The organism is Herbidospora galbida (assembly GCF_005233835.1).
Lineage (GTDB): Bacteria > Actinomycetota > Actinomycetes > Streptosporangiales > Streptosporangiaceae > Herbidospora > Herbidospora galbida.
The window spans coordinates 1-3,142 of record NZ_SZQA01000102.1; the positions used below are offsets into that span (position 1 = coordinate 1).

1 rRNA gene is annotated in these 3,142 nt (G+C 56.8%); it reads right to left on the reverse strand.

The window, feature by feature from the left end:
• Position 1: 1 nt before the first annotated feature.
• A 23S ribosomal RNA gene (locus FDA94_RS38825) occupies positions 2-3,097 on the reverse strand.
• Positions 3,098-3,142: the final 45 nt, after the last annotated feature.

Here is a 3,142-nt window from a genome sequence, read left to right on the forward strand (position 1 = left end):
TATGGTCAAGTCCTCGGCCTATTAGTACCGGTCAGCTCCACACGTTACCGCGCTTCCACTCCCGGCCTATCAACCCGGTCGTCTACCGGGGGCCTTACCCTTCACAGGTGGGAGACCTCATCTCAAGACGAGCTTCCCGCTTAGATGCTTTCAGCGGTTATCCCTTCCGAACGTAGCCAACCAGCCGTGCCCTTGGCAGAACAACTGGCACACCAGAGGTTCGTCCGTCCCGGTCCTCTCGTACTAGGGACAGCCTCTCTCAAGTCTCCTGCGCGCGCAGCGGATAGGGACCGAACTGTCTCGCGACGTTCTAAACCCAGCTCGCGTACCGCTTTAATGGGCGAACAGCCCAACCCTTGGGACCTACTCCAGCCCCAGGATGCGACGAGCCGACATCGAGGTGCCAAACCATCCCGTCGATATGGACTCTTGGGGAAGATCAGCCTGTTATCCCCGGGGTACCTTTTAGCCGTTGAGCGACACCACTTCCACACGTCGGTGCCGGATCACTAGTCCCAGCTTTCGCTCCTGCTCGACCCGTCGGTCTCACAGTCAAGCTCCCTTGTGCACTTACACTCGACACCTGATTGCCAACCAGGCTGAGGGAACCTTTGGGCGCCTCCGTTACTCTTTGGGAGGCAACCGCCCCAGTTAAACTACCCACCAGACACTGTCCCCCACCCGGATCCACGGGCGCGGGTTAGACATCCAAAACGATCAGAGTGGTATTTCACCAATGACTCCACCTGAACTAGCGTCCAAGCTTCCCAGTCTCCCACCTATCCTACACAAACCGTTCCAAACACCAATGTCAAGCTGTAGTGAAGGTCCCGGGGTCTTTCCGTCCTGCTGCGCGAAACGAGCATCTTTACTCGTAGTGCAATTTCACCGGGTCTGTGGTTGAGACAGCGGGGAAGTCGTTACGCCATTCGTGCAGGTCGGAACTTACCCGACAAGGAATTTCGCTACCTTAGGATGGTTATAGTTACCACCGCCGTTTACCGGCGCTTAAGTTCTCACCTTCGCCCATTACTGGGCTAAGCGGTCCCCTTAACGTTCCGGCACCGGGCAGGCGTCAGTCCGTATACATCGTCTTACGACTTAGCACGGACCTGTGTTTTTAGTAAACAGTCGCTTCCCCCTGGCCACTGCGACCCCCACCAGCTCAGATTGCAAGAATCGTCACCAGCAGAGGCCCCCCTTCTCCCGAAGTTACGGGGGCAATTTGCCGAGTTCCTTAACCACAGTTCACCCGAACGCCTTAGTATTCTCTACCTGACCACCTGAGTCGGTTTAGGGTACGGGCCGCCATGACACTCACTAGAGGCTTTTCTCGGCAGCATAGGATCACCCACTTCGCCACAATCGGCTCGGCATCACACCTCAGGATTAATACGAGACGGATTTACCTATCTCGCTCCCTACATGCTTACCCCGGGACTACCATCGCCCGGGCTGGGCTACCTTCCTGCGTCACCCCATCGTTTACCTACTACCAGATCAGGTCCAGCGTTCCCCGGCCCGCTCTCCCGAAGGATCACAGGTGGGTAAGGACTGTTAGTATCACTGGCCTCGATATGGGCGCATCACAGCGGGTACGGGAATATCAACCCGTTATCCATCGACTACGCCTGTCGGCCTCGCCTTAGGCCCCGACTTACCCTGGGCGGATTAGCCTGCCCCAGGAACCCTTGGTCATCCGGCGCAGAAGTTTCTCACTTCTGATTCGCTACTCATGCCTGCATTCTCACTCGCGTCGCCTCCACAACTAGATCACTCTGCTGCTTCGCCGGCGACACGACGCTCCCCTACCCATCCGCGCTAGGCGCGAATGCCACGACTTCGGCGGTGTACTTGAGCCCCGCTACATTGTCGGCGCGGAATCACTTGACCAGTGAGCTATTACGCACTCTTTCAAGGGTGGCTGCTTCTAAGCCAACCTCCTGGTTGTCTCTGCGACTCCACATCCTTTCCCACTTAGCACACGCTTAGGGGCCTTAGTCGGTGATCTGGGCTGTTTCCCTCTCGACTACGAACCTTATCGCCCGCAGTCTCACTGCCACGCTCTCACTTACCGGCATTCGGAGTTTGGCTGACGTCAGTAACCTTGTCGGGCCCATCGGCCATCCAGTGCTCTACCTCCGGCAAGAAACACGCGACGCTGCACCTAAATGCATTTCGGGGAGAACCAGCTATCACGGAGTTTGATTGGCCTTTCACCCCTACACACAGATCATCCCCCAGGTTTTCAACCCTGGTGGGTTCGGTCCTCCACGCGGTCTTACCCGCGCTTCAACCTGCCCATGCGTAGATCACCCCGCTTCGGGTCTACAGCATGCGACTCAACGCCCTATTCAGACTCGCTTTCGCTACGGCTCCCCCACACGGGTTAACCTCGCCACACACCATAACTCGCAGGCTCATTCTTCAAAAGGCACGCAGTCACATCACAAACACCCGAAGGTGTTTACGCTCCTACGGCTTGTAGGCACACGGTTTCAGGTACTATTTCACGACCCCTCACCGGGGCGCTTTTCACCTTTCCCTCACGGTACTAGTTCACTATCGGTCATCAGGGAGTATTTAGGCTTACCAGGTGGTCCTGGCAGATTCACACAGGATTTCTCGGGCCCCGTGCTACTTGGGATCCCCTCAAACAGTCAGCGAAGTTTCGCCTACCCGGCTCTCACGGTCTACGGCGCAATTTCCCAAAAGCTTCGACTACCACGCTGATTTCTTACTGTCTGGGAGACCGGCAGATCTCCCCAGAGGGTCCCACAACCCCGCATACGCAACGCCCGCCGGCTATCACACGCATACGGTTTGGCCTCATCCGCTTTCGCTCACCACTACTCACGGAATCACTCTTGTTTTCTCTTCCTACGGGTACTGAGATGTTTCACTTCCCCGCGTTACCACCAACCGCCCTATACATTCAGGCGGAGGCAACACCACATGACTGGTGCTGGGTTTCCCCATTCGGACATCCCCGGATCAACGTCTGGTTGGCGACTCCCCGAGGCTTAACGCAGCCTCCCACGTCCTTCATCGGCTCCTGATGCCAAGGCATCCACCGTGTGCCCTAAAAAACTTGGCCACAAGATGCTCGCGTCCACTATGCAATTCACAAACAACAAACAGC